Annotated in this window: 24 protein-coding genes; 15 read left to right on the top strand and 9 right to left on the bottom strand. The window is 68.4% G+C overall.

Features of this window, described 5'->3' with window-relative positions:
• The first annotated feature begins 372 nt into the window (after positions 1-372).
• From nusG to rplA, 3 genes are all read left to right on the top strand, one after another.
• The gene (gene nusG, locus E0H73_RS26250; RefSeq protein WP_165555828.1) at positions 373-1,284 is read left to right on the top strand and encodes a transcription termination/antitermination protein NusG; all 912 of its coding nucleotides are present in this window, start codon (positions 373-375) and stop codon (positions 1,282-1,284) included.
• A gap of 12 nt (positions 1,285-1,296) precedes the next feature.
• Complete coding sequence (gene rplK, locus E0H73_RS26245; protein WP_131361094.1) at positions 1,297-1,728, top strand: 50S ribosomal protein L11; 432 nt, start codon at positions 1,297-1,299, stop codon at positions 1,726-1,728.
• A 111-nt stretch (positions 1,729-1,839) separates the two neighbouring features.
• Complete coding sequence (gene rplA, locus E0H73_RS26240) at positions 1,840-2,562, top strand: 50S ribosomal protein L1 (RefSeq protein WP_131361092.1); 723 nt, start codon at positions 1,840-1,842, stop codon at positions 2,560-2,562.
• Between the two features lie 158 nt (positions 2,563-2,720).
• Here the strand turns inward: rplA and E0H73_RS26235 are convergent, their stop codons facing one another.
• From E0H73_RS26235 to E0H73_RS26225, 3 genes are read right to left on the bottom strand one after another with little or no spacing between them, the layout of a single operon-like run.
• The gene (locus E0H73_RS26235) at positions 2,721-3,023 is read right to left on the bottom strand and encodes a DNA-3-methyladenine glycosylase (protein ID WP_165555816.1); all 303 of its coding nucleotides are present in this window, start codon (positions 3,021-3,023) and stop codon (positions 2,721-2,723) included.
• Between the two features lie 45 nt (positions 3,024-3,068).
• Positions 3,069-3,581, bottom strand: a complete 513-nt coding sequence (locus E0H73_RS26230; RefSeq protein WP_131361088.1) for a formyltransferase family protein — start codon at positions 3,579-3,581, stop codon at positions 3,069-3,071.
• Position 3,582: 1 nt separating this feature from the next.
• The gene (locus tag E0H73_RS26225) at positions 3,583-4,656 is read right to left on the bottom strand and encodes an alpha-hydroxy acid oxidase (RefSeq protein ID WP_238164255.1); all 1,074 of its coding nucleotides are present in this window, start codon (positions 4,654-4,656) and stop codon (positions 3,583-3,585) included.
• A gap of 233 nt (positions 4,657-4,889) precedes the next feature.
• Between E0H73_RS26225 and srmL the strand changes: the two genes are divergently transcribed.
• Positions 4,890-6,008 carry a PheS-related mystery ligase SrmL gene (gene srmL / locus E0H73_RS26220; RefSeq protein ID WP_131361086.1) on the top strand — a complete coding sequence of 373 codons (1,119 nt, stop codon included), beginning with the start codon at positions 4,890-4,892 and terminating at the stop codon, positions 6,006-6,008.
• Here the strand turns inward: srmL and E0H73_RS26215 are convergent.
• Complete coding sequence (locus E0H73_RS26215) at positions 6,005-6,427, bottom strand: hypothetical protein (RefSeq protein ID WP_131361084.1); 423 nt, start codon at positions 6,425-6,427, stop codon at positions 6,005-6,007. The two genes, srmL and E0H73_RS26215, sit on opposite strands and share 4 nt — an antisense overlap.
• A gap of 163 nt (positions 6,428-6,590) precedes the next feature.
• Between E0H73_RS26215 and E0H73_RS26210 the strand changes: the two genes are divergently transcribed.
• The 3 genes from E0H73_RS26210 to E0H73_RS26200 are packed head-to-tail and all read left to right on the top strand — an operon-like array spanning position 6,591 to position 9,228.
• Positions 6,591-7,868, top strand: a complete 1,278-nt coding sequence (locus E0H73_RS26210; protein WP_131361082.1) for a sensor histidine kinase — start codon at positions 6,591-6,593, stop codon at positions 7,866-7,868.
• Between the two features lie 17 nt (positions 7,869-7,885).
• A complete protein-coding gene (locus E0H73_RS26205) occupies positions 7,886-8,530 on the top strand; it encodes a response regulator transcription factor (RefSeq protein ID WP_202867563.1) in 645 nt (214 codons plus the stop codon).
• Positions 8,530-9,228, top strand: a complete 699-nt coding sequence (locus E0H73_RS26200; RefSeq protein WP_131361078.1) for a DUF4097 family beta strand repeat-containing protein — start codon at positions 8,530-8,532, stop codon at positions 9,226-9,228. The genes E0H73_RS26205 and E0H73_RS26200 overlap by 1 nt, the downstream gene beginning before the upstream one ends.
• Here the strand turns inward: E0H73_RS26200 and E0H73_RS26195 are convergent.
• From E0H73_RS26195 to E0H73_RS26185, 3 genes are all read right to left on the bottom strand, one after another.
• Positions 9,221-9,856 (bottom strand): bifunctional 4-hydroxy-2-oxoglutarate aldolase/2-dehydro-3-deoxy-phosphogluconate aldolase, encoded by a 636-nt coding sequence (locus E0H73_RS26195; RefSeq protein WP_131361076.1) that lies wholly within the window; start codon positions 9,854-9,856, stop codon positions 9,221-9,223. The genes E0H73_RS26200 and E0H73_RS26195 overlap by 8 nt on opposite strands.
• Before the next feature lie 76 nt (positions 9,857-9,932).
• Positions 9,933-11,537 (bottom strand): N-acyl-D-amino-acid deacylase family protein, encoded by a 1,605-nt coding sequence (locus E0H73_RS26190; protein ID WP_131361074.1) that lies wholly within the window; start codon positions 11,535-11,537, stop codon positions 9,933-9,935.
• Position 11,538: 1 nt separating this feature from the next.
• The gene (locus E0H73_RS26185) at positions 11,539-12,843 is read right to left on the bottom strand and encodes a type III PLP-dependent enzyme domain-containing protein (protein WP_131361072.1); all 1,305 of its coding nucleotides are present in this window, start codon (positions 12,841-12,843) and stop codon (positions 11,539-11,541) included.
• A gap of 145 nt (positions 12,844-12,988) precedes the next feature.
• Here E0H73_RS26185 and E0H73_RS26180 point away from each other — a divergent pair, with 145 nt between their 5' ends.
• The 4 genes from E0H73_RS26180 (at position 12,989) to E0H73_RS26165 (ending at position 15,481) form a co-directional block, all read left to right on the top strand.
• Positions 12,989-13,999: a sugar kinase gene (locus E0H73_RS26180; protein WP_131361070.1), complete on the top strand. Its 1,011-nt coding sequence runs from the start codon at positions 12,989-12,991 to the stop codon at positions 13,997-13,999.
• A complete protein-coding gene (locus tag E0H73_RS26175; protein ID WP_131361068.1) occupies positions 13,996-14,730 on the top strand; it encodes an IclR family transcriptional regulator in 735 nt (244 codons plus the stop codon). The genes E0H73_RS26180 and E0H73_RS26175 overlap by 4 nt, the downstream gene beginning before the upstream one ends.
• 15 nt (positions 14,731-14,745) lie before the next feature.
• Positions 14,746-15,150 (top strand): RidA family protein, encoded by a 405-nt coding sequence (locus E0H73_RS26170; protein ID WP_131361066.1) that lies wholly within the window; start codon positions 14,746-14,748, stop codon positions 15,148-15,150.
• A gap of 61 nt (positions 15,151-15,211) precedes the next feature.
• Positions 15,212-15,481 carry a prevent-host-death protein gene (locus tag E0H73_RS26165; protein WP_131361064.1) on the top strand — a complete coding sequence of 90 codons (270 nt, stop codon included), beginning with the start codon at positions 15,212-15,214 and terminating at the stop codon, positions 15,479-15,481.
• A gap of 443 nt (positions 15,482-15,924) precedes the next feature.
• On the opposite strand, the gene E0H73_RS26155 is transcribed toward E0H73_RS26165, so the two are convergent.
• Positions 15,925-16,782, bottom strand: coding sequence for a fumarylacetoacetate hydrolase family protein (locus E0H73_RS26155; RefSeq protein WP_131361062.1), 858 nt, complete (start codon positions 16,780-16,782; stop codon positions 15,925-15,927).
• A 108-nt stretch (positions 16,783-16,890) separates the two neighbouring features.
• Here E0H73_RS26155 and E0H73_RS26150 point away from each other — a divergent pair, with 108 nt between their 5' ends.
• From E0H73_RS26150 to rplL, 4 genes are all read left to right on the top strand, one after another.
• Positions 16,891-17,724, top strand: a complete 834-nt coding sequence (locus E0H73_RS26150; RefSeq protein WP_131361060.1) for an IclR family transcriptional regulator — start codon at positions 16,891-16,893, stop codon at positions 17,722-17,724.
• Entirely contained in the window at positions 17,721-18,914 is a 1,194-nt protein-coding gene (locus tag E0H73_RS26145; protein ID WP_131361058.1) for an MFS transporter, read from the top strand. The genes E0H73_RS26150 and E0H73_RS26145 overlap by 4 nt, the downstream gene beginning before the upstream one ends.
• 250 nt (positions 18,915-19,164) lie before the next feature.
• Positions 19,165-19,788, top strand: a complete 624-nt coding sequence (rplJ, locus tag E0H73_RS26140) for a 50S ribosomal protein L10 (protein WP_131361056.1) — start codon at positions 19,165-19,167, stop codon at positions 19,786-19,788.
• A gap of 65 nt (positions 19,789-19,853) precedes the next feature.
• Positions 19,854-20,243, top strand: coding sequence for a 50S ribosomal protein L7/L12 (gene rplL / locus E0H73_RS26135; RefSeq protein ID WP_131361054.1), 390 nt, complete (start codon positions 19,854-19,856; stop codon positions 20,241-20,243).
• Between the two features lie 76 nt (positions 20,244-20,319).
• Here the strand turns inward: rplL and E0H73_RS26130 are convergent, their stop codons facing one another.
• On the bottom strand, positions 20,320-21,783 hold the full coding sequence (locus tag E0H73_RS26130; protein WP_131361052.1) for a PhoX family protein: 1,464 nt from the start codon (positions 21,781-21,783) through the stop codon (positions 20,320-20,322).
• Positions 21,784-21,852: the final 69 nt, after the last annotated feature.

Genomic DNA, 21,852 nt, shown 5'->3' with positions numbered 1-21,852 from the left:
GAACGCACTCGCCGGGGGTCCCGGGCCGACGGCCCGACCCGAAGCCAGACAAGACCCGATGCACAGATGACGGAGTACAACGTGTCCGAGCGCGACGACGAGGTCCTCAACCTGGAGGACGAGTTCGACGTATCCGCTGACTCCGACGACGACCTCGATCTCGACTTCGACGAGAACGCCACCGACGACGACCTGTTCGCCGGCGACGACGACGATGACGACGACCCGTTCGCCGGGCTCGATGACGACGACGAGGACGAGGACGTCAGCGCCGACGACGAGGTCGAGGAGGACGTCGCGGAGTACTCCGCCGACGACGAGGCCGAGGACGGCCCGGCCGACGCCGACGACTCCGACGAGGAGCCGGTCGTAGTGGTCGCGGCCGCCGACGACTCAGAGGACGCCGAGGTCGTGACCGAGTCCGACGTCGAGGACGCCGCCGACGAGCTGGCCGCCGAGACCGCCGAGACCACCTCCGACGAGACCATCGAGGAGGAGCCGGCCGACGACGAGCTGGTCTTCTCCAGCGCGGACGCGAGCCCGGCCGCCGGTGCGGACGACGAGGCCGACGACGATGCGGACGTGGACGCGTTCGCCGCCGCGACCGCTTCCGCCGAGGCGCAGGCCGGCGACTCCGACGAGGAGACCGAGCCCGAGGAGCCGGGCGACCCGCTCGAGGAGCTGCGCGGCCGGCTGCGCTCGCAGATCGGCGACTGGTACGTCGTGCACACCTATTCGGGGATGGAGAACCGGGTCAAGGGCAACCTGGAGAACCGGATCAACTCCCTGAACATGGAGGACTACATCTTCGAGATCATCGTGCCGACCGAAGAGGTCGCCGAGATCAAGAACGGGCAGCGCCGGATGGTGAAGCGCACCGTCCTCCCCGGCTACGTGCTGGTCCGGATGGACCTGACCGACGAGTCCTGGTCGACCGTGCGGCACACGCCGTCGGTGACGGGCTTCGTCGGCAACAGCCAGAAGCCCGTCCCGCTCAGCCTCGAAGAGGTTGAGAAGATGCTCGCTCCGGCCGTCGTGGCGGCGGCCGAGGCAGCGGCTGCCGAAGCCGGCGCCGCACCCGCCAAGACCGCGGCCAAGAAGAAGGTCGAGGTCGCCGACTTCGGTGTGGGCGACTCGGTCATGGTGGTCGACGGGCCGTTCGCGACCCTGCACGCCACAGTCACGGAGATCAATGCCGAGGCCCAGCGGATCAAGGCCCTGGTCGAGATCTTCGGCCGGGAGACCCCGGTGGAACTCAGCTTCAACCAGATCCAGAAAGTCTAAGGACCCGACAGAATGCCTCCCAAGAAGAAGATCGCTGCCCTGGTCAAGGTGCAGCTCCAGGCCGGTGCCGCGACGCCGGCCCCGCCGGTCGGTACCGCGCTCGGTCCGCACGGCGTCAACATCATGGAGTTCTGCAAGGCGTACAACGCCCAGACAGAGTCCATGCGCGGCAACGTGGTTCCGGTCGAGATCACGATCTACGAAGACCGTTCCTTCACCTTCATCACCAAGACGCCGCCGGCGCCGGAGATGATCAAGAAGGCCGCTGGTCTGCAGAAGGGCTCGGCCGTCCCGCAGAAGGACAAGGTCGGCAAGATCACCTCCGACCAGGTCCGCGAGATCGCCACCACCAAGATGCCGGATCTGAACGCGCGTGACATCGACGCCGCGATGAAGATCATCGAGGGCACCGCCCGTTCGATGGGCGTCGTCGTCGAGAAGTAGTACCTCCATCGGTCCGCCCCGGCGGATCAGCAGGAGTGGAAGGGCGAGAGGTTCGCCCGTCATCACCACAACGCGAACGAACAAGCAGCGTTCGCACACAGGAGAACAGACATGACACAGCGCAGTAAGGCGTACCGCGCGATCGCGGAGAAGATCGACTTCGACAAGCTGTACACGCCGCTCGAGGCGATCCGGCTGGCCAAGGAGGCCGCCGGCAGCAAGAAGTTCAACTCCACGCTCGACGTCGCGATGCGCCTCGGGGTCGACCCCCGCAAGGCCGACCAGATGGTGCGCGGCACCGTCAACCTCCCGCACGGCACCGGCAAGACGGCACGGGTCCTCGTCTTCGCCACCGGTGAGCGCGCGGAGGCCGCGAAGGCCGCCGGCGCCGACTTCGTCGGCGACGACGACATGATCAAGAAGGTGACCGACGGCTGGCTCGACTTCGACGCCGTCGTCGCCACCCCTGACCTGATGGGCAAGGTCGGCCGGCTCGGCCGCGTCCTCGGCCCGCGTGGTCTGATGCCGAACCCGAAGACCGGAACCGTCACCCCGGACGTGGCCAAGGCCGTGACCGAGATCAAGGGCGGCAAGATCGAGTTCCGGGTCGACCGGCACGCGAACCTGCACTTCATCATCGGCAAGGGCTCGTTCGACGAGAACCAGCTGGTGGAGAACTACAGCGCCGCGCTGGAGGAGATCCTCCGGCTGAAGCCGGCCAGCTCCAAGGGTCGCTACATCAAGAAGACCGTCATCTCCACCACGATGGGGCCGGGCGTTCAGGTTGACCCCAACCTGACCCGCAACCTCGCCGAGGAGAACGCGGACGACTGACCGCACAAGTCAGCACACAGAAAGGCCCCGGGATTTCCCGGGGCCTTCTGCATGTCCGGTCGCTTCCGCTCGTCCGGGAGCAGCGGACGCAGCCGTGCTGGCTTGTCCGGGGTGCAGCAGACGGAGCCGCGCTGGCTTGTCCGGGGGCCCGTCTGGCCTCAGCCGCGAGTGAAGCGGAGGGGATGGTCGGCGGTTTGGATGGTCCAGCCGTCGTCGTGCTCGGCAAGCACGGTGCCCGGGGCACCACCTGAGCCTCCATCAGCGGGGTCGGTGCGGCTGATCACGTGAGTGGTGTCGCCGACGCGGACCTGGGCCTGGGGTGAGGTGACGTTGAGGGCGGCGGCCTTGCGGCGGATCTCGGCGGCAGGTACGGCGAGGTCGAGGAGCTTCTCCTCCTCGGTGAAGAACGGCGCCTCGCTGGCCCGAGCCGGATCCTGATCCTCACCGGCCTCTCCGGCCACCAGCCGCGGAACGGCTTCGTCCAGGCACTCGCTGAGCAGCTCGTACTAGGACTGCATGAGCCCGCTCCCGTTCAAATCCGCAGGCAGTGGCGCGATCCGCTGCGCCAGGATGGCCCCGGTGTCGAACTCGGCCGCGGTCCGATGCACGCTCGCCGCGACGCGCTCGTCGCCCTCGTAGATCAGCCGCGACGGATTCGGTCCACGGCCCTCCGGCAGCGGCGACGGGTGACAGTTGATCGCGCCGTACTTCGGGATCTGCAGGATCTCGGCCGGGATCAGTCGTGGGAACGCGGCCGAGATGACCACATCCGGCCGCAACGCCTCGACGACCGGCGCCGCGACCGTACGCAGCTTGCCGGTGATCAGCACATCCGTCCGCTCTGGCAGATCCACGACGAACGGGTTCGCGCCCTCGTCGTACCGGCTGCCCGACGTCAGGGGCAGCGTGACGACCAGGACGATCTCGTGCCCGTTCCTGGCGGCGAAGTCGTGCAGCACCCGGAAGCCGGGCATGAACGCATTCAGGCAGACGATCCGCAGCGGCTCCGGACGACTCATGTCAGCCCCTCCGTCCTCCGAGCAGCCCAGGCTCTCCTGGGATCACCAGATCTGGCGTGAGATCGCCGGGCCGTGCACAGCCGCTGAGGCGGAGAGTGTGGCTGAGCTCGTCACCCAGGTCGGTGAGCAACCGGGTCACCCCGGCCGAGCCGCCGACCGTGAGCGCCCACAAGGCGGGGCGACCGACGAAGACTGCCCGGGCGCCGAGGGCGAGCGCAGCCAGGATGTGTTCACCGCGCCGGATGCCGCCGTCGACGTAGACCTCGGTGTTCGTGCCGGCGAGTGCCTCGGCGACCTCAGGCAGCGCTTGCGCGGTGGCGATCGAACCGTCGAGTTGGCGCCCCCCGTGGTTGGACACGATCACAGCCGCCGCACCAGCGTCCGCACACCGCTTGGCGTCGTCGCCGCGCAGCACGCCCTTCACGACCACGGGCAGACCCGTGCGGTCGGCGATCCAGCCGATCACGTCGGGGCTGAGGTCGTCGGCCTTGTCCAGGTCGTCGTCGGACCACTCGCCCTCGGGCAGGTTCTTCAGCCATTGGCCAGGCTGCGCCAGCTCCCAGACGGTCTGCCCATCGTCCTCCTTCCGGCCGACCACCGGGGTGTCGACGGTGAGCACGACCGCCCTCGCGCCACCGGCGACCGCGACGTCCAGCATCCGCTCGGTGATCGTGCGGTTCCGCACGACGTAGATCTGCAGCCACCATGGAACGCCGGTCTCCCCGAGGTCGGCGAACGACGTCCCCGCGTTGCTCGACACCCCGAGCACCGAGCCGGCCGCTCCGACCCCGTTCGCCATCGCGATCTCGCCGTCGGGATCAGCCATCCGCTGCATGGTCGAAGGCGCCACGAGCACCGGGGCGTTCACCGGCGTACCGAGGACTGTGGTGCTCATATCGATGGTCGACACGTCGCGCAGCACGCGAGGGCGGAACCGGTACGACGCCCAGGCCGCCGTGGCCTCGCCGACGCTCGTCCCGCCCGCGGAACCCTGCCGGTAATAGCGGTGCACGGCCTCGGGCAGCTTCTCGGCGGCCGCGGCTTCCAACGTGTCGATCCATCGCATGCGCCCCATCGTTGCACCTCGACAGTCGAGCCGGGAGGAAAGTTCCGGGAGAGTACATGAAGAGTGCCGACTCGATTCCGGGTCGGTACACTGGTCCGCATGACGCAGTACGGGCGGCGATTTCTGCGCCCCGGCCGGCACGACGGTGCCGACGGGGTGAGCTGCTGCTGCGCTCTCTCCTGAGGTGACCGCGGCCGACCGGGGTGTCCCCCCGTCGAGACCGTCATCCTGGAGAGAAACCCATGTCTGTACTCACTTCTGAAGAACTGCACGCTGCCCTGTCCCTGCGCGACCTGGCCGATCCGGCCCAAGGACCGCACGCCGTCCAACTGGTCGTCGACTCGATCCGTACGGCGCTGGGCGCGGCCTGGCCGTACACGGAGATCTGGACCAGGCGCGATCATCCCGTGGTCAGCCTGGCCGACAACTACGACAACCTCGGGTACGCCGGTGACGCGGTGACCCGGGAGGCGCGCTACACCCGCTACGCGTCGGAGACCGAGGTACTGCGAAGTCACACGTCGGCGATGATCCCGCCGGCATTGCGTGAACTCGCCGAGTCCGAGGCGTCCGACGTACTGATGGTGTGCGCGGGCATCTGTTACCGCCGCGATTCGGTGGACTGGCAGCACACCGGTACGCCGCATCAGCTCGACCTCTGGCGGATCAGCCGGAACGTGACGCTCGGAGAGCCCGAGCTGGAAGACATGATCGCCCGTCTGGTCGACACGGTCCTGCCCGGGCAGACGTACCGGACTGTGCCGGCGGTGCACCCCTACACGATCCATGGCCGTCAGATCGACGTACTGCTGGACGATCAGTGGATCGAGATCGGTGAGTGCGGGGTGGCTGCTCCGCATGTCCTCCGCCAAGCCGGACTGGACGAGCGTTGGACCGGACTGGCGATGGGGCCGGGGCTCGATCGCTTGCTGATGCTCCGCAAGGGTATCCGCGACATCCGGTTGCTCAGGTCGACGGATCCCCGGGTGGCCGGGCAGATGCTGGATCTGTCGCCGTACAAGCCGGTTTCGACCATGCCGCCGGTACGCCGCGACCTCTCCGTGGTCGTGGACGCCGCTGCCGATGTGTCAGCGGAGGTACTCGGGGACAGGGTCCGCGACGCGCTCGGACCGGACGCGGACGCTGCGGAGTCGCTGGATGTCCTGGGGGAGACGGCGTACGACGATCTGCCTCCCGCTGCTCGCGAGCGGCTGCAACTGACGCCGGGCCAGCGGAATCTGCTGGTCAGGTTGGTCCTGAGGCCGGTGGACCGCACGTTGACCGATGCCGAGGCCAACGTCCTGCGTGACAAGGTCTACCGGGCGCTGCACGAGGGGCCGGTGCTCGAGTTGATCGGTTAGCTGCGCCGGAGTTCACGGGAGGCGACCAGGAACGCGCACACGGCGAGAGGGATCTCCAGGAGGAGCGCCTCCGCCAGCGAGAGCGTGTGATCGGTCCCGGCGGCTGCTGTGCTGACGTCGAACCAGGCGTCAGCCAGCAGCAACGTCCCAGCGGCCATCGCGGTCAGGACGGCGTACTTGTTGCGGGTGTGCAGCAGGTACGCCGTCAGTCCGGCGGCGACCGCGGTCCCGCAATCCAGGCCGATCCAGGCCAGCTTCCAGTGGTTGGCGTGGTACGTGCTGGGCAGGCTCGCCGCGAGAATCAGACACCACGGAAGCAGAACAGCCGCAACACCGGCAGAAACCAAGACAGCCGGCACATCGCGCCAACGGATTCGGCTGTCGAGACAGCCGCCTCGGTCGTTGATCGTTGTCGTCATACCTCGAGGATTCCGCCGCGGGCGGCGCGGCACATTGTGGTCAGCCCACGGGGAGAGGTGGGGTTAACCCCCGGCGCGAGCCGTGGGATGTCCTGATGTCCGTATCCATCCCGGCGACGTAAGTTGTGACCTGCGATCGGCCAGACACGGGGAGGTGGTTCGGGTGGCAGGAGTCGCGAGTCCGGTTCCCTGGGCGCCGTGGCGGTTGTGGCGGTCGCCGTACTTGTGGTTGGCAACGATCCATCTGCTCGGCGACATCGTCGTCGTCCTCACCTGCGGCGTGGCGATGCTGGTGGCGGTGATCGTCGCGATCATCGGCTGGCCGCTCGGGTACGCCGGCGTGCGGCTGTCCGTCCGTGCGACCGATTTCGCTTACATGCTCACCGGGTGGGAGCGGAGCCGGGCGGAGATCACCCGTGGGCAGGAGCTGCAGGCCCTCTACCCACCTGAAGTGACCGGTTCCGGCGGCGCCGACGCCACTGCGTCCGTGATCGACCCGACACTGTGGCGGCAGCTCCTCTACTACGTCCTGCTGTTGCCGCTGGCAATGGTCTGGATCGCGGCGATCGTGGTCGCATGGTCGGTCCCACCGGTGCTGATGGGGCTGCCGCTGTACTTCTCGAAGTTCGCGGCAGCACAGGCACAGCTCGGCCCGTTCGTGATCGACACGATGACCAAGGCGTCGATCGCCGCGGTGATCGGTGCGCTCTTCCTGCTGGTGGTGACGCCGTGGATGATGCGCACCGCGTCGGCGCTGGACGGTCAGTTGGCCCGGGTGTTCCTCAGCCGGTCGATGAACAAGGCACTGGCCGAGCGCGTCACGCAGTTGCTGACGAGCCGGCAGAAGGTGGTCGATTCGGCCGAGTCCGAGCGGCGGCGGATGGAGCGCGACCTGCACGACGGTGCCCAGCAGCGGCTCGTGTCGCTGGCGATGACGCTGGGCCGTGCGAAGAACCGTCTCGAGGACAGGGATCCCGCGGTCCGCGTGCTGATCGACGAGGCACATTCCGAGGCGTTGCAGGCGATCGCCGAGATCCGTGACCTGACCCGGGGCCTGCATCCACCCGTGCTGACGGACCGCGGTCTGGATGCGGCGATCTCGGCTGTTGCGGCCCGGTCGCCAGTGCCGGTGCGGGTGACGGTCGAGGTGTACCCGCGGCCGTCGCTCACGATCGAAGCGATCGCGTACTTCATCGTGACCGAGGCGCTGACGAACGTGGCCAAGCACTCGGAGGCCGCGGAGGTCGACGTCCGGGTGACTCGGAACGGGAACCGGCTCCGCATCGAGGTGGATGACAACGGCAAGGGCGGCGCGGACTTCGCGGCCGGGACGGGGTTGCAGGGCTTGCACGACCGGGTGGCCGGTGTGGACGGGTGGCTGGACGTGGACAGTCCACCGGGTGGCGGGACGCTCCTGACGGCCGTGGTGCCGTGCGAATGAACAGCGGAGGTGCAGCGGTGCGAGTGGTGATCGCCGAGGACTCGGTGTTGTTGCGTGAGGGCATTGTCAGACTGTTGGAAGAGCAGGACTGCACAGTGGTCGCCGCGGTCGGTGATGCCGAGGAGTTGCTGAAGTCAGTCGACCAGCACCGGCCAGATGTGTGCGTGGTCGACGTACGGATGCCACCGACGTTCACCGACGAGGGTCTGCGTGCGGCACTCGTCATTCGCGAGCAGTCCCCGGAGACCGGCGTACTCGTGCTGTCGCAGTACGTCGAGGAGCGGTACGCGAGCGAGCTGATCGGGGGCAACCCCGGCGGCGTCGGGTATCTGCTCAAGGACCGCGTGGCCGATGTGGATCAGTTCATCGACGGACTACGTCGGGTCGCGGACGGTGGCGCGGCGCTCGACCCGGAGGTGATCTCGCAGCTGCTGGTGCGATCACGGCGGGCCAATCCGCTCGCCGTACTGAGTCCGCGCGAGCAAGACGTACTGCGAGCGATGGCGGAGGGCCGGTCGAACGGCGGGATCGCACAGGCGCTGGTCGTCGGTGAAGGAGCCGTGGAGAAGCACATCAGCAACATCTTCATCAAGCTCGGCCTGACGCCGACCGACGGGGAGCACCGGCGGGTCCTCGCGGTGCTGAAGTTCCTGGAGACCTGATGGCGCTCACAGTGGCACAGCGGAGGATGCTGGCGATCGGTCTGGTGCCGTTGCTGGTGCTCGTCGTCACGGGCGCCGCGGTGACGGTGAGCACCATCCGCGGGAAGGTGCCGTACGAGTACTCGGCCAGCTTCGTGCCAGGGGCACAGGGCGTGCAGATCGTGTCGGACTCGCACACTCAGGTGCTCGCCAGCGCCGACGGGCACGTGCATGTCGCGGTCGACGGTTCGTACGCCGCGGAACAGCCTGCAATAGACATCAACACCACGGATGGTCGACTGCACATCCAGGCGAAATGCCCGGACACCCACTGCGAACTGGACCTCACGGTCGAGGTGCCGTCGCAGTCCGCCGTACAGGTCGAGCTTGAAGGAGACTCCGTCGATGTCGTCGGGGTGTCGTCGCCGCTGGCGATCGAGGTCAGCGGTGGCTCCGTCACCACGAACCGCCTCCGCAGCCGCCAGGTCTCGGTGGACGGCCGGCGCGGTTCGATCGATCTCAACTTCGAGAGTCCACCCGACCAAGTGACGGCCAAGGCCAGCGATGGCTCTCTCACGGTTCAGTTGCCGCGGAATGTGACGTACGCGTTTGATGCGGTGGCGTCCCAAGGTTCCAGCGACCTGGAGCTCCCGAGCGACCCGGCATCGCCACGCCACGTCATCTTACGCACCAACTCCGGGAGCATCACCGTCAACTGATAGCAGCGCAGAAGGTCTGCGCCTTGGTGGTGATGGTCTCCCAGTTCGAGGCGGCCACATCGGCGGGGGACACCACGTCGGTGCCGGCGCTGACAGCCAGGGCACCGGCGGTCAGGTAGTCGCGGGCGTTGCCGGCGTTGATCCCACCGGACGGCACCAGCGGTACGCCGGGGAACGGGCCGTTGAGATCCTTGAAGTACTTCGGCCCGAGCTGATGCGCGGGGAAGATCTTCACCGCGTCCGAGCCCAGCGCCAGCGCGGTCATCACCTCCGACGGCGTGAAAGCCCCGAGGATCACCGGGATCCCCGCGGACCGCGCAGCCTCGGCGATCGCGGCGGCGTCCAGACCCTGACCAGGTGTGACCAGGAACTGCGCACCGGCGTCGATCGCCTGCTTGGCCTGGGCGCCGGTCTGGACAGTGCCGGCCCCGACCACCGCTCCGGTCTCGGCCGCGGTCGAGGCGGCGCGCTCGAGGTGCCGGGGGAGATCCGGGGTGGTGTAGGTCAGCTCCACCACATGGATGCCGCCGGCAACCAGTGCGGCGCACAGATCGCGGGCGTCGGCGATCTCCGGCGCCCGGACAACAGTCAGCACCCGGTCCGCGCGCAGCAGGTCCAGCACACTCATCCCCGTCCTCGCTTCGCTCCAGGCGCGGACGAGGCACAAGGCGTGCTGTGTTCGATGATGAACTCGCTTCGCTCGTTCATGAGATTCCTTTCACAGTCGGAGTACGGCGGATCGCTCCGCCAGGCAGGGCGTCGGTGCGTTCACCGGCGTCGATCACGGGGACGCCGTTGACCAGGACGTACGGGATGCCCTCGGCCTGCTGCCGCGGCTCCTCGAAGGTCGCGGTGTCGCGAACCGTCGCCGGATCGAACAGCACCAGGTCGGCGACGTACCCCTCCCGGACCAGACCGCGCTCGGTCAGCCGCAGCCGCCGGGCCGGGCGGCCGGTGAGGTGGTGGATACAGTCGGCCAGTTCCAGTACGCCGAGCTCACGGACGTACCGGCCGAGGTAGCGCGGGAACGTCCCCCACGACCGCGGATGCGGTTTGCCGCCGACCAGGATCCCGTCCGAGCCGCCGGTGTGGCTCGAATGCCGCATGATCGTCCGCACGTTCTCCTCGTGCCCGACGTGCTGCAGGATCGACGTCGCCATGTTGTCCTCGACCAGCAGGTCGAAGAAGACCTCCGCCGGAGCCCGGCCGTTCCCAGCCGCGAGCGCCGCGACCGTGTTGCCGACGGCGCCGGCCAGCGCCGGGTTCCGGACGCCGCCGATCTCGATGGTGTTCCAGTCGGTCACGCAGCCGTGGCAGCCGTCCGACCCGACCTGCTCCATCTCGAGGGCGATCCGCGCCCGCTGCTCCGGATCCTGCAGCCGCGCCAGCTGCGCGTCCGGCCCGCCCTCGGCGGTCCAGCTCGGCAGGATCGCACCCAAGGTCGTTGACCCAGGCAAGTACGGATAGGTGTCCGTGGTGACGTCGATGCCGTCGGCGAGTGCCTTGTCGATCATCGCGACGAGCTCGGCGCCGCGGCCGCGGTTCGGCTCGAAGTTCATCACGGCGTGAGTCAGGTGCAGCGCACACCCGGATCGGCGGGCCACCTCGACCATCTCGCCGTACGCGTCGAGTGCGTTCTTGCCGTACGACCGCTGGTGCGGACCGTAGTAACCGCCGTACTGCGCGACGACGCCACACAGCTCGACCAGCTCGTCGGTGGTCGCGAACATGCCCGGTGTGTAGGTGAGACCGCTGCTCATCCCGACCGCCCCCTGCTCCAAACCCTCGGCAAGCAGGCGCTTCATCTCGTCCAGCTCGGCACGGGTTGCCGCGCGGTTCTCCGTGCCGACGACCATCATCCGCAACGTGCCCTGCGGGATCAGGTACGCCGCGTTGCACGCGATGCCCTGGTCGAGCCGGTCGAGGTACCCGGCGACCGTGGACCAGGTGAAGTCGAAGTCGTCCGGTTCGCCGTTCCAGCCGGCGATCTGGCGCCGGACCGCGGCCCGGGTCGGGTCGTCGATCGGTGCGAACGACAGCCCGTCCTGACCGAGCACCTCCAGCGTGACGCCCTGGCTGACCTTCGCCGTGTGGTCCGGGGTGGCCAGGATCTGCAGGTCGGAATGCGCGTGCATGTCGATGAACCCGGGCGACAGCGCCAGGCCGGCCGCGGCGATCGTCCGCCGCGCCGGCGGCAGGTCGTTGCCGATGGCCACGATCCGGCCGGCGTCGACCGCCACATCCGCCCGTACGCCGGGAGCACCGGATCCGTCCAGCACGAGCGCGCCGGAGATCAGCAGGTCCGCCATGTCAGAAGAAGGTCCTGACCAGATCGACGACCACGGGATCGGTCGCGTCCGGATCGTCCACGACCGGGATCAGCCCCCACTTGTCGAACGCCGTACACGGATGCGACAACCCGACCCGCAACTCGTCGCCGATCACCACGGGTACGTCAGTGAAGTGCAGGAACCCGTGCTGGTCGTTGAGTTTGGTGACCGTCATCCCAGTGGCCTGCAGCACCGGCTCACCGTCGGAGCGCGGCCGGATCAGCTGCGGCTCCGGCATGTCCTGGTCGAACGGCAGGTCACGCTTGCCTGCGTCGAAGATCGCCAGCCCCGGCTCGGGCTGCGACGTGATCCTGACCCAGGCATGCATCGCCGACACCAGCCGCTCGCCGTCCGTCCGCGGAGTCTCGCCGAGAGGCGACACCCGGCGGTAGAGCCCGTCGTCGTGACTGATGTACGCGCCGGACCGCAGTACGACGCGTGCTCCGTCGGCACCGAGCGGCCCGAGCACCTCGGCCACCAGCTCGAAGTACTGACTGCCACCGGCGCTGACCACCGGCGTGATGTCCGCGTCGTACAGACTCTTCAAGCGGTGGTGGATCCCAGCAAACTCACTGAGGTATGCCCTCACCCCCGCGAGACCGGCCTCGTCGACTCCATGCCCGACCGCGCCCTCGTACCCGGCGACTCCGGTCAGCCGCAGCGTAGACGCCGCAGCGATCGCCTCGCCGACGGCCACTGCCGTCTCGGCATCCCGTGCGCCGGTCCGGCCGTCGAGTCCGCCGATCTCCACGAGTACGTCGAGTGGCCGCGCGTCCGGACCGACGTACGCCGACCGGGCCGCCTCCATGATCTCCACCGTGCGGACCGAGTCGGCCCAGCACAGCACCTCGAACTCGGGGTCCCGGGCGAGCTCGTCCGCGATCCAGCGCAGCTGTAGCGGGGAGATCACCGCGTTCGCGATCAGCACCCGGCGGACGCCGTACACGCGAGCGACGCCGAGCTGGAAGACGTTCGCGAGCGTGATCGCCCAGGAGCCGGCGTCGAGCTGCATCGCCCAGAGCGCCGGGGCCATCGTGGTCTTGCCGTGCGGCGCGAGATCGAGTCCGTGGTGGGCCGACCAACGGGCGAGGGCGTCGACGTTGTGGCGCAGACCGGGAGCGGACAGCGTCATCACCGGAGTGGGTAGCTGGGAGAGCCGGGGCTTGTCGGCCAGCACCTCCGCAACTGTCCGGCCCCAGAATGCGGGTGGTAGGGCCTTGTCTCGCCAGCTCACGGGCTGGTCGGCGAGGGCGGCGATGGCGTCGGCATCGTAGGCGGCTGGCATCTGCTCCCCTGGTGGTGGTCGATATTGCAGAATGCGCAACGCTGATTGCGCATTCTGACGATACGGTTGTAGCATCGCGCCGAAATCCCCGTCAACGACACGTGTCGCAGCTCCCATCCCATCACTCGCACCCCGAGGAGTGCCGATGGCCGAACCGCTCCCTGAGACAGCTGCCCCCGCCGCGATCTGCATCGGCGAGGCGATGATCATGCTGGCGGGGGAGACCGGGGTGCCGCTGGAAGACATCGAGACGTTCCGGCGATCGGTCGGCGGGGCCGAGTGCAACGTGTCCGGCGGTCTCGCCGCGCTCGACATCCCGACCGCCTGGCTCTCGCGACTGGGCGACGACGGCTTCGGTCGGCACGTCCTGCGCGATCTGCGGACGCGCGGTGTCGAGGTCGGGGGAGTCGAGATCGACCCCGACCGGCCAACCGCGATGTATGTGAAGGAGTCGCTGAACGGCCGCTCGCGGATGCACTACTACCGGACTGGTTCGGCAGCCTCGGCCATGACTCCGTCGTTCCTGGACCGGCCGGCGGTCCGCGATCGGCTCACGCAGGCAAAGCTCGTGCACACGACCGGAATCACCGCAGCGATCTCCGACACGGCCGCACTGATGCTGGACAGCCTGGCTGAGCAGCAGCGCGACTTCACCCTGAGCGTCGACCTCAACTGGCGCCCGGCACTGTGGCGGGACAAGGACCCGGCGCCACTATGGCGATTGCTGCGCGCGGCGGACGTCGTACTGATCGGTGCTGATGAGGCGCTGGTGTTCGCCGGCACAAAGGACCCCGGTGAGCTGCGTGAACTCCTCGGACCGCGGTCGACGCTGGTCCTGAAGGATGACGCACACACGGCGCTGGTGCTGGAGCCGGACGGACGTCGTACTGAAGTCCCTGCCCTCACGGTCGAGGTCGTGGAGCCCGTTGGTGCAGGCGACGCGTTCGCTGCGGGTTTCTTGGCGGGGACGCTGCAAGGGCTGCCGATGGAGCAGCGGCTGCGGCTCGGTCATCTGGGCGCTGCGGCCGTACTAGCGGTGCCGGAGGATCACGCTGCTCCGCTGGACCCCGCCGTGCGTCAGGCACTGCTCACCTGCTCCGACGAGGAGTGGGCCGCGACGCACGTCGGTCCGGCTGGTGTGAAGACGGCGGCATGAGTCAGAGTCTCGCCAGGGCATTGCAGATCCTCGCCAGTCTGGGCGAGGGGGAGCGGTCGCTCGACCAGTTGGCGACGGAGCTCGGCGTACACAAGACCACTGTGCTGCGGCTGCTGCGGACCATGGAGGCGGACCGGTTCGTACGACGTGATGACTCGCATCGCTATCGCTTGGGGTCGCGGCTGTTCGCGCTGGCGGATGCGGCTCGCGAGCAGCACGTCGTACGTGAGGTAGCGGCGCCGCATCTGCGCCAGCTGAACCAGAAGACCGGTCAGACGGTGCACCTGGCGGCCTGGGAGAACGGTGAGGTCATCTACGTCGACAAGCTCGACAGTGTGCGATCGGTGCGGATGTACTCGCAGATCGGCGTACCGGCCGCGCTGCACTGCACTGCTGTCGGGAAGGTGCTGCTGGCGGCGCAGCCGAAGCGGATTCGGGAGGCGCTGCTCGAGTCGATCGAGTACCACGCGTTCACGCCGCAGACGATCACCGATCCGGACGCACTGCGCGCCGAGCTGGACGCGGTCCGGGCGCAGGGATGGGCGCAGGACCGGGCCGAGCACGAGTCGTTCATCAACTGCATCGGCGCGCCCGTCGCCGACCAGCACGGCCGGATCGTGGGGGCCGTCTCGATCTCGGTCCCCGACGTACTGCTGGACTATGGGCAGGTGCTCGAGCTTCTGCCCGAGCTGCTGGCCACCACGAAGGCGATCAGCGCCGACTACAACTGAGAGGTGTCAGACCTGATGTCCGACAAGACCGCCGTCTCCACCACCGAGGCGCCCGCGCCGATGCCGGTGTACTCGCAGGGCGTCCGCAAGGGCAACATTCTGCAGGTGTCCGGCCAGGGTTCGGTCGACCCGGCCACCGGCGAGTTCGTCTCCACCGGTGACGTGAAGGGCCAGACCACGCGGGTGCTGCAGAACGTCGAGGCGATCCTCAAGGCCGGCGGCGGCAGCTTCGACGACGTGGTGATGATGCGCGTCTACCTCACCAAGCGCGAGGACTTCGCCGTCATGAACGAGGCGTACGCCGAGTTCCTCTCCACCCGCACCCCCAGCGGCGTCCTCCCCTCCCGCACCACCGTCTTCACCGGCCTCCCCCGCGAAGACATGCTGGTAGAGATCGACGCCCTCGCCGTCCTCAGCTGACCCCCAAGGCACCTGGTGCTATCCCGTAGCACCAGGTGCTACCCGGCCGGTAAATGAGTCCATGAGCAACTTGGAGGAGATCACCCAACGCGACCTGCGGATGCGGTCGCGGGAGATCATGGATGCTGTCGAGGGTGGCCAGGTCTTCGTCGTCACGCGCGACGGCCACCGCATCGGCGAGCTGGTTCCGCTGCGCCGCCGGCGCCGGTTCGTCCCGCGAGCCGAGTTCGCCGCGATGTCCCGCAGCGCACCCGAGGTTTCGCTCGAGGACTTCCGGGCCGACCAGGGCAGTGCGGTCGACCAGGAGCCGGACGACCCGTATGCCCGGTGAGTACGCGCAGGGTCTGCTCGACACGAACATTCATGATCCTGCGCAGGTCGATCGATCCTGCGGAGCTGCCGGCCGAGATGGCGATCTCGACCATCACCCTGGCCGAGCTGTCCGCCGGCCCGCACCAGGTGCGCGCCGGACAGAGGTACGACGAGCATGCCGAGCGGGCCTCGACGGACGGACATCCTGCAGCGGGCGGAGAACGAGTTCGACCCGATTCCCTTCGACATCGAAGCCGCCCGGACCTACGGACGAATCTGCGCGTCGGTCGTCGCGGCGGGCCGGACCCCGCGCCGACGGGTCGCCGACCTGATGATCGCAAGTATCGCCGTCGCGGAGGACCTGCCGCTGTTCACCACCAACCCGGACGACTTCAAGGGTCTCGAGAGCCTGCTCACCGTCGTCGCGGTGACCCGCCCGGACACGCACGCGGTTCCTGAGGCTCAGCGGCCCGCGGTGACTGGGTTGGTGAGGGTGCCGACGGCGGGGATGTGGGATTCGGCGGTGTCGCCGGGGGTGATGTGGACGGCGCCGGGGGTGCCGGGGGAGATGATGTCGCCGGGGTAGAGGGGCATCACCTTGCTGTGGAAGCTGACCAGGAACGCGGGGCTGAAGGCCATGTTGGCGATCGTGTTGCTGCGGTGGACCTCGCCGTTCAGGACCGTCGAGACCTCGACCGCGTCGAGTGAGCCCCAGTGCGCGAGTACGGCGTCCAGGCCGGTGATCCACGGGCCGAAGGAGAAGAAGCCGGGAAAGTTCTTCGACCGGGTCAGGAAGCGCGGGTTCTTCTCCAGGATGTCCTCGGCGGTCTGGTCCAGCACCGGGACGACGCCGAAGACGTGGTCGAGCGCTTCGTCCTCCTCGACCTGGTAGCACTCCCGGCCGATCACCAGCCCCAGCTCGGCCTCCGCCGTCGTACGCCGGCTCTGCGACGGCACCGGGATCGGGTCGCCCGGCCCGATGATCGTGTGGTCGCCCTTCATGAACGACGCCGGCTCGGTCGGCACGTTCTCGGACAGGTCACCGGCGTGCTCGAGGTAGTTCAGCCCGATGCCCCAGATCTTGCGCGGATTCCGGTACGGCGCCACCACCTCGGCCGTCGGGTGGAACGCCGAATCCGGCGCCCGCTCGGCCGCGACCGCGAGCTCCGCCAGGGTCGTCGTACCGAACAGCGTCGGCAGGTCCGGCGCGAAGCCGAGGTCGGCGATCGGCACCACGCCGCGGTCCGGATCGAGCACCACCGGCACTTCGTTGCCACTAGCAAGCTTCGCGGATCCCACCTGGACGAATCGGCCGGCCATGCTGCTCCTTCGACGCGCGGGTGACAGGTGCGCCACAGCCTAGATGCGGAACTGTCCGTAGATCGGGAGCGGGTGCAAAGTTCCCGCATCGTGGGATACGGTTTCGCCATGCAGGAAAACCCCGGACGCCATGGATCGGTGCAGTCCATCGATCGGGCGGTGGCGATCCTGCGCTGCTTCGACGCCCGGACGCCCGATCTCGGCATCAGTGACCTGGCCCGCGCGACCGGTCTGTCCACCAGCACCGTGCACCGGCTGCTGCTGGCGATGCAGGAGAACGGGCTGATCCGCCAGACGGCTCACCGCCGGTACGCGCTCGGTCCGCTGGTCGCCCAGTTGGCCCACAGCGGCGGGATCCCGGCGACCCTGCGCGACGCCGCCATGCCGGTACTGCGTGCGCTGCGTGACGAGACCGAGGAGACGGCGGCCGTGCACGAGTTGCTCCCGTCCGGGCAGCGCGTCGTCCTCGACCAGGTCGAGAGCCGTCACCAGTTGCGTCGTACGTACACGGAGTTCGGCATCCCGGTGCCGCTGCCACTCGGTGCTCCAGGCAAGGTTCTGCTGGCGTTCTCCCCGTGGGAGCGGCAGGTCAAGGTGCTGGCCGGGCCGCTCGAGCAGGTGCTGCCGCAGACCATCACCGATCCGGTCGTGCTGGCTGCTCAGCTGGCCGAGATCCGGACCCAGGGCTTCGCGAAGTCGCTGTCCGAACGGACGCCGGGCATCAGATCCGTGGCGGCCCCGGTCTTCGACTTCTCTGGTCAGGCGGTCGGCTGCCTGTCCGTGTCAGGCCCGGAGATGCGGATGCCGGAGGAGCGGATGGACGAGTTCGGCGAGCGGGTGGTCCCCGCCGCGTGGTCGGTGTCCGAGCTGCTCGGCGCCACCCCAGCCGAACGCGACCTCGGTACGGCGCGCGCGTCGGAGCCGGCGGTCAGCCGCTCATGACCGGACCGGCAAGCCTCTGGAAGATCGCACCATCGGTCTATCTGCCCGCGTTGCTGTACGGCATCGGGCAGGGCGCGATCGCGCCCGTGGTCGCGGTGTCCGCCACCCACCTCGGTGCTTCGGTCGCCGTTGCCGGACTTGTTGTGGCAGCGGCCGGTCTCGGCCAGGTCATCGGTGACATCCCGGCCGGTGCGCTCACCACCAAGATCGGTGAGCGGAGCGCGATGCTCGCCGCGACGGTGCTGGTCGCTCTGGCGCTGGCGGCCTGCATCGTCGTCCCGACGGTCTGGGGCCTGGCGATCGCCATCGGCGCGACCGGGCTGGCCGGCGCGGTCTGGGGTCTGGCCCGTCAGGCCTACCTGAGCGAGGCCGTGCCGATCCAGTTGCGTGCACGCGCCCTGTCCACGCTCGGCGGCGTACAGCGCATCGGCTCCTTCATCGGACCGTTCCTTGGCGCGTTCGCGATGCGATTCCTCGGCACCGACGGCGCCTACTGGGTCCACCTGGTCGCTGCGGTCCTCGCGTGTGGCGTGCTGTTGAGCCTCCCCGACATCGAGTCAGTACGGCGTACGCGCGGGAGCCGACCGGTGTCCGCACAGTCGACCTGGGGAGTGATCCGCGATCACCTGCCAGTACTCCGGACCCTCGGCGTCGGCGCACTGCTCGTAGGCGCGGTCCGTGCGTCACGGCAGGTGGTCATTCCCCTGTGGGCGTTGCACATCGGGCTCGATCCGCAGACCACCAGCATCATCTTCGGGCTGTCGGGCGCGGTCGACATGCTGCTGTTCTATCCAGCCGGTTCGGTGATGGACCGCCTTGGCCGCAAGTGGGTCGCCGTACCGTCCATGCTTGTCCTCGGGTTCGCGCATCTGCTGTTGCCGTTGACGCACACGACTGTGGCGCTCACCGCAGTCGCCTTGTTGATGGGTGTCGGCAACGGTCTGGGCGCCGGTGTGATCATGACGCTGGGTGCGGATGCGTCTCCGCCGATCGGGCGCGCGCAGTTCCTCGGTGCGTTCCGGCTGTTCGCCGACACCGGGAACGGCAGCGGGCCCTTGCTGCTGGCCGGGGCTACAGCTCTGTTCGGACTCGGGCCCGCGATCGTCATCATGGCCGCGACGGGCTGGGCTGCGGCCACCGCGATGCACCGCTGGATCCCGCCACATCCGATCGCCGAACAACCGGCCTGACGGAACCGATTTGGTTTCCGGTGTCACGGTCAGGCACAATGAACTCTGCCGAAGACCGCTGGTCGTCACTTTCGAGTGACTGAAGGTCCCACAGATCGAGTGGGCGGCCCGCGTAGGTGACTTGGACAGTGTGACATCAGTATGTTCACGCCCTTGCGCCTGCGCAGGGGCGTTTTCTTGTTGTGCGGGTCCGGCCCGGGGTCGAGGCGTTGAAGCCAAACCCTGCGAAAGCAGGTTGGAAGGAGACCCCATGGCGAGGCCGGACAAGGCAGCCGCTGTCGCCGAGCTCACGGACGAGTTCCGGAGCTCGAACGGCGCAGTGCTGACCGAGTACCGCGGTCTCACCGTGGCGCAGCTGCGGCAACTGCGTACTGCGCTCGGTGACGACGTGAACTACGCCGTGGTGAAGAACACGCTGACCAAGATCGCGGCCAAGGACGCGGGAGTCGACTCGTTCGACTCGCTGCTCGAGGGCCCATCGGCAATCGCCTTCATCAAGGGCGACCCGGTGACCGCGGCCAAGGGACTGCGTGACTTCGCCAAGGCGAATCCCCTTCTCGTCATCAAGGGTGGAGTGCTGGAAGGCAAGGCACTCGGCTCTGACGAGATCAGCAAGCTCGCTGACCTGGAGTCGCGTGAGGTTCTCCTCGCGAAGCTCGCAGGTGCGATGAAGGCGGCCCCGCAGCAAGCGGTGTCGCTGTTCGCTGCTCCGCTGTCGCAGGCCGCGCGCCTGTTCGCGGCGCTGCAGGACAAGCTGCCGGCCGAGGCCGCCCCCGTGCAGGACGCGGTTGCGGACGAGGCGCCGGCCGTGCAGGACACGGTCGAGGCACCTGCCGAGGCGAGCACCGAGGAGGCCGCGCCAGCCGACAGCTGACGCGGATCTCACCCGTAACACCCCATCAGTGATCACCAGTACCACCATCAGGAAGGACCGCCACCATGGCGAAGCTCAGCACCGAAGAGCTGCTCGGCCAGTTCAAGGAACTGACCCTGCTCGAGCTCTCGGAGTTCGTTAAGGCGTTCGAGGAGGAGTTCGGCGTGACCGCCGCTGCTCCGGTCGCCGTTGCCGCCGCTGCTCCGGGTGCCCCGGCCGCCGCTGCCGAGGAGGCCGCGGAGCAGGACGAGTTCGACGTCGTTCTCGAGAGCGCCGGCGACAAGAAGATCCAGGTCATCAAGGAGGTGCGCGGTCTCACCAGCCTTGGGCTGAAGGAGGCCAAGGACCTCGTCGAGGCGGCCCCGAAGGCCGTCCTGGAGAAGGTCGACAAGGCTGCCGCGGAGAAGGCCAAGGAGGCCCTCGAGGGCGCCGGCGCCACCGTCACGCTGAAGTGACCTGTGCGGCAGCAGCCGCACACCCCAGCAGTACGCCGAAGGGCGGTCCTCACCAGGACCGCCCTTCGTCACGTTCTCAGACGCCGATGCGGTGCCACGGGCCCCAGATGGCGAACGACATCCCGCGGCTGGCCTGGATGTTGACGAACAACGTGTGTCCGTCGGGGCTGAAGGTGGAGCCGGCGAACTCGTCGCCGGAGCGGTCCACCCCGGTGCTGCTGGTCAGCCGGTTCAGCGCGATGTCGAACAGTTGGCCGCCCCGCGACAGGCCACGCAGGTAGTTGTCCTCGGTGTTGTCCTCGCAGACCACCAGGGTTCCGCGCCTGCTGGTCGTCACGTTGTCCGGGAAGTCCAGCGTCGCCCGGTTCGGCGACTGGTAGATCAGCTGCAGCTTCCCGGCCCGGGTGTGGTACGCCCAGATCTGGCCGAACCCGTTGCCGTACCCACCGACCGGATCCGGCCCGGTCTCCGCCGCGCCACCACCTTGCGTCGAGCAGAAGTACACGACGTTGTCGTCGTACACCTGTCCTTCCAGCCGGGAGAAGTACGCCGCTCCCTGCGCGCGGCCCTGGTCACCGACGTACACGAGCGCCTGGTCGTTCGTCGTCGGTGCGGTCTGCCCCGGTGTGTACGGGAACGCCGGGGCCGGGTCGTCGATGTCGACCCAGGTGACGTCGTACGTCGCCCGCTTCGGCTGCTCGGCGGCGAGATTGAGGTTCGGACGGCCTTTGACGGCCAGCATCTGCAACCGGCCGCCGTCCTCGATCCGCCCACGCTTCATCGGGTTCCGCGGTGGGCGATAGCGGAAGAACCCGGACGGGAACGCGAAGTTGTCCTCGGTCAGATAGAGGAACCCGTCCCTGGGATCGAACGAGACGGCCTCGTGTGCGAACCGGCCGGCGTGGGTGATCGGCTCTCGCTCGGACTGACCGCGGGCCGGGACCTCGAAGACGAAACCGTGCGGTTTGGTCAGTGCCACGTTCGGCGCGCCGGTGAAGTCGGGTCCGACGTCAGGCCCGTTCACCGTTTCCTCACAGGTGATCCAGCTGCCCCACGGCATGATTCCGCCACTGCAGTTCATCATCGTGCCGTTCAGGCTGGTGTAGGCGTCGACCACTTCGCCGAACCGGGTCACCTCGATCGTCGTCGTCCCGCCTTGTGCCGTCGCGTCGTACGGTGTCCCCGGACCGAACGGCGTACCGGGGTTGTTCAGCTCGTGGTTGCGGACCAGCACGATGTTGCCGTTGCGCCGGGTGAACGCGCCCATGCCGTCGTGCCGTCCCGGCAGGTTGGTGCCGTCGGTCAGCACGACCGGGAACTCCGTGTCGTGGAAGGACCGGTAGTTGAAGCCCTCCGGCAGATGCAGCCGGACCTTGCCGTCGCGCTGGTCCGGAATCGCCCGCAGTGCCCGGAACGGCGCACCGCTGCGTGGCGACGCGACCGCCTGCTGGGCCACGAATCCCTGGAACGGCCCGGCCGCGAACACACCGCCCGCGACGGCCGCGCTGCCCTTCAGGAATGTTCGTCGTTCGATGCTCATCCGTCGTCCCCTCCTCGGCCTGCGAAACCCCTTGATCGACGCTAACTTTCGCCCCGCTGTCCGGACAGA

Source organism: Kribbella pittospori (genome assembly GCF_004331465.1).
Taxonomy (GTDB): Bacteria; Actinomycetota; Actinomycetes; order Propionibacteriales; family Kribbellaceae; genus Kribbella; species Kribbella pittospori.
The sequence above is the reverse complement of the archived record's forward strand: the minus strand, read 5'-3'. Positions and strand labels throughout refer to the sequence as shown.